At 36.1% G+C, this 7,003-nt stretch carries 6 protein-coding genes; 2 read left to right on the top strand and 4 right to left on the bottom strand.

Annotated features, from left to right (window positions below; translation table 11 throughout):
- Nucleotides 1-514 precede the first annotated feature (514 nt).
- From ACT9TX_RS15820 to ACT9TX_RS15810, 3 genes are read right to left on the bottom strand one after another with little or no spacing between them, the layout of a single operon-like run.
- Entirely contained in the window at nucleotides 515-964 is a 450-nt protein-coding gene (locus ACT9TX_RS15820) for a GNAT family N-acetyltransferase (RefSeq protein WP_481339740.1), read from the bottom strand.
- Nucleotides 964-1,323, bottom strand: coding sequence for an MmcQ/YjbR family DNA-binding protein (locus ACT9TX_RS15815; protein WP_481339739.1), 360 nt, complete (start codon nucleotides 1,321-1,323; stop codon nucleotides 964-966). Before ACT9TX_RS15815 ends, ACT9TX_RS15820 begins: the two co-directional genes overlap by 1 nt.
- A gap of 52 nt (nucleotides 1,324-1,375) precedes the next feature.
- Complete coding sequence (locus ACT9TX_RS15810) at nucleotides 1,376-3,553, bottom strand: hypothetical protein (RefSeq protein ID WP_481339738.1); 2,178 nt, start codon at nucleotides 3,551-3,553, stop codon at nucleotides 1,376-1,378.
- 141 nt (nucleotides 3,554-3,694) lie between these two features.
- Between ACT9TX_RS15810 and ACT9TX_RS15805 the strand changes: the two genes are divergently transcribed.
- Together ACT9TX_RS15805 and ACT9TX_RS15800 are read left to right on the top strand one after the other, a co-directional pair.
- Complete coding sequence (locus tag ACT9TX_RS15805) at nucleotides 3,695-4,372, top strand: response regulator (protein ID WP_481339737.1); 678 nt, start codon at nucleotides 3,695-3,697, stop codon at nucleotides 4,370-4,372.
- An 82-nt stretch (nucleotides 4,373-4,454) separates the two neighbouring features.
- A complete protein-coding gene (locus tag ACT9TX_RS15800) occupies nucleotides 4,455-5,504 on the top strand; it encodes a sensor histidine kinase (protein ID WP_481339736.1) in 1,050 nt (349 codons plus the stop codon).
- Nucleotides 5,505-5,577: 73 nt separating this feature from the next.
- Here ACT9TX_RS15800 and ffh read toward each other — a convergent pair whose 3' ends face one another.
- Complete coding sequence (gene ffh / locus ACT9TX_RS15795; protein WP_481339735.1) at nucleotides 5,578-6,918, bottom strand: signal recognition particle protein; 1,341 nt, start codon at nucleotides 6,916-6,918, stop codon at nucleotides 5,578-5,580.
- Nucleotides 6,919-7,003 lie beyond the last annotated feature (85 nt).

The raw sequence follows: 7,003 nt of genomic DNA, 5'->3' as shown, positions 1-7,003 counted from the left end.
GGCTTCCCCCTGAAAATAGCATTATTCCTGTTTGCTTTACAGCTAAAGAAAATTAACTAGCAACTTGAGTTAATTATTTAGAAGAATGTAGTAAATAATAGTGCGTTGCATAGTGTATTTGTGCTTTGTACGTGTACAACGTGTTTTTTCAGTGTGAAAATGGGCTTTGCACGTGTGCAAAGCGTTTTTTCATAGTGTATTTTGGCTTTGCAGCTATGCAGCGCATTTTTTTAAGACGAAAAAACGCGCTGCATCATTACACGGGGTTTTTTCAATGTGAAAATGGGCTTTGCACTCTTTGTATTCTTTGTTTCTTTGTGTGAAACCCCTGCGCTGCGATAAAAGCTAAGTATTGAGAAAAGCGCTCCAGTGTGCGCAACGATGCTAAATAGTAATACAAAAGCTGGTAACATCAATATCTCTCACACAGCCTAAAAGGCTGTTTGGTTTTTGGTGTACTGAAGTATGCAGCATTTTCACACTGCGGCGCTTTGTTTTTTGTGTAGCTCTTATCTTAGTGTAGTGTTTGTTGTTGTTCTCGCCATTGCTGATACGTCATTTCAAATTTGAATTCTTTAGTACCATTCATGCCTACTTCTGTCCAGCCCATTAGCTTATAAAAAGTGGCAGCCCTTGAGTTGGGTGAAGTGCCAAGCCATACAGTTGTTTGTGTTTGACTAAAATACCAAGCAAGCATGGTGTTGTGTAGTTGCTTACCTATACCTTGCTTCTCAAAACTAGGATGTATAAATAGCGCCCAAATATTATTATCTTGTAAGTCAGCAATGGCAAAGCCAACAATCTTTTCATCTATTTCATAGACCCAACCTTTGCCTTTTTTGGTTATAAATTCTTCGCAGTCAGCATTGGTTACTAATGCTGGGTTAGATAAGGTGTTTTCTTTTACAGCATTGCGTACTATTTGTATTTGAGGAATATCTGAAATACTCGCTTCTCTTAACATTATTGTTCTTTAGTTAAATTGTCTCTCATTTTTTTAGATAATCCTTCAAATACTAAATCGTAAGACTCATCAATCCATTGTTCAAGCTGCTTTATGCTTACCGAACCATCTGGAACAATGGTGTTCCAATGTTTTTTGTTTTGATGAAAACCAGGTTGTACACAATCGTAATCTGCACGTAATTGTTCTATTCTATCTGGGTGACATTTTACATTAAACCGAAAGTCTTCGCTGTCAAGGCTTATTAATAAAAACAACTTTCCGCCTACTTTAAATACTAATGTTTCTGGTCCAAAGGGAAAACCTTCTTCAACAAATGGTTTATCTAAGCAGTATTCTCGTAAAGATTCTACATCCATAATTAGTTTCTAATTTATTGCAAACAAGTTAAGCATATTTGACAATAGCTTGCTATTGCATATCATTGGCTTTATCGTAAGCCATTATAAATATGGCACCAAGGTTTTTGTGTGGTGGTATATAATCGTCAAATCGCTCTTTCATTTCGCCTTTAAATTGGGTTTGAAAAGTTTTCCATAATTGTATCCAATTCAAGTCTCTACCATTGCGTAGCTCGTCGGTAATTTTGTTAATTAAGCCTTGGTTAATAACGCCAGTACCTACTTGTTTAGATGAGATGATTTGCGCTTGTGTGGTTCTTTTTAATACCTCATTTAGGCTTTGGTAGCCACCACAACTACCTAGTAAAACCACTTTGGCTGATGAAGGCAATTGGTCGATGGTGCTTTTTACAAAATAACTATGCCCACGGTGAATAACTACAGTAGGTTCAAGTTGTAGCGAGTCTAAATATTTGCCCAAATGCGCTTGTGCTAGTGCATCTAAATCTTGCAATTCGTCAAGCGGCTTGTTAGCATAAATGGTAATAGCCGTGCCTGCGGCAGATTTTACTTCTACCCATTCTGGCTTATTAATTATTTTCCAATTGGCATTTCTAAAATTGGCTAAAAAGGCATTAAACACATTGTTACCATCTTTATCACCATAAAAAAACTGCTGAATGATAATACGGTTGGTACTGTCTTTAAGCAATGCAATTGGCATTTTAAACACAGGATTTATACCTAGCTTTTGGCTTACATCTATGTTATTCGCAGGATCCATAGACAAGAAAATAGTGTTGAGTAAATTGTAAATATTTTCGCCTCTTGCATTTTCTTTTGCAGTTGCATTGGCTAGGTTTTTTTGAACTTGCTCAAGTATAAGTTTTTGCAGTTTTGGGTCTACAATACTGGCGTAACTATCTGCAACGTCTACAGCGTCTTCTAAGGTTCTAGTAGTTTCTAAACCTGTAACAAAATTGCGCATCATGGTATTGGCTTCGTTGTCATCCATCCGCTTTAAAAAGTCAGTAAGCGTATTATAAGCAGAAGCCATTTTTAAAAATTTTCTATAATAATCGTAATGCACCGCTTGTAGTAAACTATCACCACGTGGCGTACTCATGCGTTCAAAAATGCGCTTGTAAACACCAAGATAACTACTTGTATAAATTTCTTGCTCGCTTAATACACATAAGTAGTACAATTCAGTAGGCGTCAAATTTTCAATGCGTTTAAACCTTACAGCATCGCTGCGTTCATCGTGCAAGCCATTAATGGTATCAATGTAGTTTTCTATGCCTTTTGCTTTCAGCTTTTCGGTTAATACTTTCTTTACTAAAGGTGTATCGCCATGTTGCATTCTGTAGGTATAGTCAATTTCTGTTTTTACCAATAATTTATAATAACCATCAGGATCATTTTTAAGTTTTGTAAGCGAGTCAAGCGAAATTTTATTACGGTACAATTCATCTAAAAATGGAAAGTAAACACGGCCTGAATTCATTAGTGCGAGTAAACCTATGGTTTTTACCAAAGGCTCATTTGCTGCTTGAATTTTATTGCCTAATGGTGTTTTGCCAGAAGCATAATTGTACAGCATTTCTTGGTCTCTGTAGGCTTCTGCAATTATCAGGCTATCTGCAAATGATACTTGTAAATTTTCTTGAAGAATTTTTAAAATTTTGTTAGGGCTGCGTTTACACTGCTTTAATACTAGTTCGTCTTTGCAAGCTTGCAAGCCAATATTGTTTTTAAAAGCTAGATTTCCTGTTAAAATACTGCTTACTTCTAACTCGTTAGCTATAATAATTGGTGCAATAGATTTACCTTTTAATTGCAACTTCATGCATTGCTCGTAAGCAAGAATTACATCGCCTAACATAATGGTTTTAATAGCCCGCTGCTTATAGTAATTGGTAAAATCTGTGAGCAAATTTTCAATACTTCTTAGCCAAATAAACTTGTCATTATCTGAAATGGTGCTATCAAGCTCAACTTTTGCTTGCAAGTTATTGATGCGCCTGTAAAGTATTTGATACACTTGCTGGTTAATACTTTCATCGCTAGAAGCTTTTAGAATGCTATCATTATTGCTGGTAAGGCGCACAATATTTTGCTGTGCCTCGTCAATTTTTACATGAAAAAACTGCCTATTTAATGGCACATTGGGCATAGCAATTTCTGGCTGTGCTTGCGCTATAGTGGCAACTATTAGCAATAAATAAGTAAGATAAAATTTAGTCATACGCATAATTAAGACAAAAATACTGCCAGATAGGTGTTTTACTTGTGTAACACTTAGTTTTACTGTTAACAATTACATAATGCCTTTAAAGTGCTATTATGCGGTTGCTTAAAGTTATTTTTGTGTAAACTTAATGTTAAGATGGAACCAAAAGCAAAACGAATTCTTATTGCTGACGATGAACCGGATATTTTAGAAATTGTTGGCTATAACCTTAGCAAAGAGGGATATGAAATTCATACCGCTAAAGACGGCAGCGAAGCGGTAGCACAGGCTAAATTGTTGAAGCCAGATTTAATTATTCTGGATGTAATGATGCCTCGTAAAACAGGTGTAGAGGTTTGTCAGTTATTAAGAAGTTTACCAGATTTTCAAGATACGCTCATCATTTTTTTAACTGCCATGAGTGACGAAGCCTCGCAAATTAAAGGCTTAGAAACTGGTGCTGATGATTATGTAAATAAGCCAATAAGCCCTAAAGTATTGGTAAGCCGCGTAAATGCTTTGTTTAGAAGATTGAATAAAGAAGATGGCAAAACTGTGAACGTTGGCAATATTCAAATAGATCCTGTAAAGTTTATTGTTACTATAGATGGTAGCGAAGTGGTATTAGCTAAGAAAGAGTTTGAACTATTGTATTTACTAGCTTCTAGACCAGGAAGAGTTTTTTTACGTAACGAAATATTGTCGCAAGTATGGGGCAGCGAAGTAATTGTAGGCGATAGAACCATTGATGTACACATCAGAAAAATTCGTCAAAAGCTAAATGTAGATTGTATTACCACCGTAAAAGGTGTTGGCTATAAGTTTGAGTTATAAACCCTTGCCCCTAAAGGGATTAAAAGCGTATATTTAGAGCAACTTTTATTAAAAATATTCCCCTTCAGGGGTTAAGGGGCTTATGTTTACAACCAAAAATTTATCTCCCAAGCAGTTATCAGCGCTTACAGCTTTACTATTGTCAGTGCCTATTGGTATTGGTTTTTTTATTGTAGAAAGTAATTGGCTGTTTGGCGTTATTAGTGCTGCTATCATTTTTGTTGGTAGCTATTTTTTAATAGGCTTTGTACTTGAGTCTTTCATTTACCGAAAAATAAAACTCATATATAAATTCATTTACCAAACAAAAGCCAACAAACGGGAAGAAACTTACTATAAGTACATTTTACCAAAAAAAAGTATTGATGAAGTAAGTGAAGATGTAGAACGCTGGGCCGAACAACGTAGAGCCGAAATTGCGTTATTAAAAAGTAATGAAGCGTATCGAAAAGAGTTTTTGCAAAACTTAGCACACGAATTTAAAACACCCATTTTTGCCATTCAAGGCTATGTAGATTCTTTGCTAGATGGTGCTTTAGAAAATCCAACTATTAGTAAACGCTTTTTAGAAAATGCCGCTAAGAACGTAGAACGTATGGTAAACTTGGTGGAAGACTTAGACGAAATTTCTAAGCTAGAAAGTGGCGAACAGCCTTTGTATAAGCAAAACTTTGTTATCCAAGAATTGATAAAAGAAGTGTACGAAGCATTGTCTATAAAAACGAGTCAGTTTAATATTAAGTCCGTTATAAAAAAAGGGTGCGAAGCGCCTATAACCGTATTTGCAGATAAAGAAAAAGTACGACAAGTAGTTAATAACTTGGTAGAAAATGCCACAAAATATGGCAAACAAAATGGAAGCATTACTGCCAGTTTTTACCAAACAGATGATGAACATGTACTAGTAGAAATAAGTGATGATGGCATCGGTATTTCAGAAGAACATTTATCTCGCATTTTTGAACGGTTTTACCGTACCGATAGAGGTAGAAGTAGAGATGTTGGTGGTACAGGTTTAGGCTTAGCTATTTGCAAGCATATTATTGAAGCGCACAACCAATCTATTCATGTGCGTAGTACTGTAGATATAGGTACAACCATTGGTTTTACACTAGAAAGCAAAAGAGATTAGCAGATAATTTTCTAAATAAAAACGCCTCGTGAACTTGTTTCACGAGGCGTTTTTTTATCATCATTTTGCAGTATTATTTTCTCATGCCTGGCATACCGCCCATACCTGGTAAGCGGCCACCCATTGGCATTTTATTCATCATCGTCATCATCTTTTTCATTTGTTCAAATTGTTTCATAAAGGCATTCACTTCATTCATGTCTTTACCACTGCCTTTGGCTATACGTGTTTTACGTTTTGCGTCTATTAAATCAGGGTTAGCACGTTCTGCTGGTGTCATACTAAATATAATGGCTTCAATGCCTTTAAAGCTATCATCGTTTACTTCTACATCTTTTATGGCTTTGCCCACACCAGGTATCATGCCCATCAAATCTTTTAAGTTACCCATCTTTTTTATCTGCTGCAACTGGTCTAAAAAGTCTTGAAAGTCAAACTGGTTTTTACGTATTTTCTTTTCTAATCTTTTGGCTTGTTCTTCGTCGTATTGCTCTTGGGCTTTTTCTACCAAACTGGTAATATCGCCCATGCCTAAAATACGCTGTGCCATACGTTCAGGGTAAAAGATGTCTAGCGTATCCATCTTCTCACCACTGCTCATAAACTTGATGGGCTTATTTACCGTGTATTTAATTGAAATGGCAGCACCCCCACGTGTATCACCATCTAATTTGGTTAATACCACACCACTAAAATCTAGTCTATCATTAAAGGCTTTTGCTGTGTTTACAGCATCTTGCCCAGTCATGGCATCAACTACAAATAAAATTTCGTTAGGGTTTACGGCAGCTTTAATATTTGCTACCTCAGTCATCATCACCTCATCAACTGCTAAGCGACCAGCAGTATCTATAATCACCACATTTTTGTTGGTGGCTTTGGCGTGCTTAATGGCATTCTGTACAATAGAAACAGCATCTTTATTGTCACGCTCTGCGTAAATATCTACACCTATTTGCTCAGCCAAAACTGTCAACTGATCTATAGCCGCAGGTCTGTAAATATCAGCTGCAACAACTAGTGGGCTTTTGCCTTTTTTAGTTTTAAGATAGTTGGCTAGCTTGCCAGTAAAAGTGGTTTTACCACTACCTTGTAAGCCTGCAATTAATATTACCGCAGGGTTACCAGTAATGTTAAAATCTGCTTCTTTACCGCCCATAAGTTCGGTAAGTTCATCTTGCACAATTTTAACCATCAATTGGCCCGGGCTAATGGCATTAATTACCTTTTCGCCAGTTGCTTTTTCTTTTACCTTGTCGGTAAATTCTTTCGCTATTTTAAAATTTACGTCGGCATCAACCAATGCACGTCTAATATCTTTAACCGTATTGGCAATATTAAGATCATTAATTCTGGCTTCACCTTTCAGGTTCTTAAACGCACTTTCTAGTTTTTCGCTTAACGAGTTGAACATAGTTATCTAAATTTCAATTAATCACTATAAAAAAAGTGAACCTAACTGTTCACTTTAAAAGCGTTGCAAATATAGTGGCTTAAAG

It is taken from the genome of Parasediminibacterium sp. HNIBRBA5674 (assembly GCF_056745525.1).
This window is presented reverse-complemented; position numbering and strand designations above follow the sequence as displayed.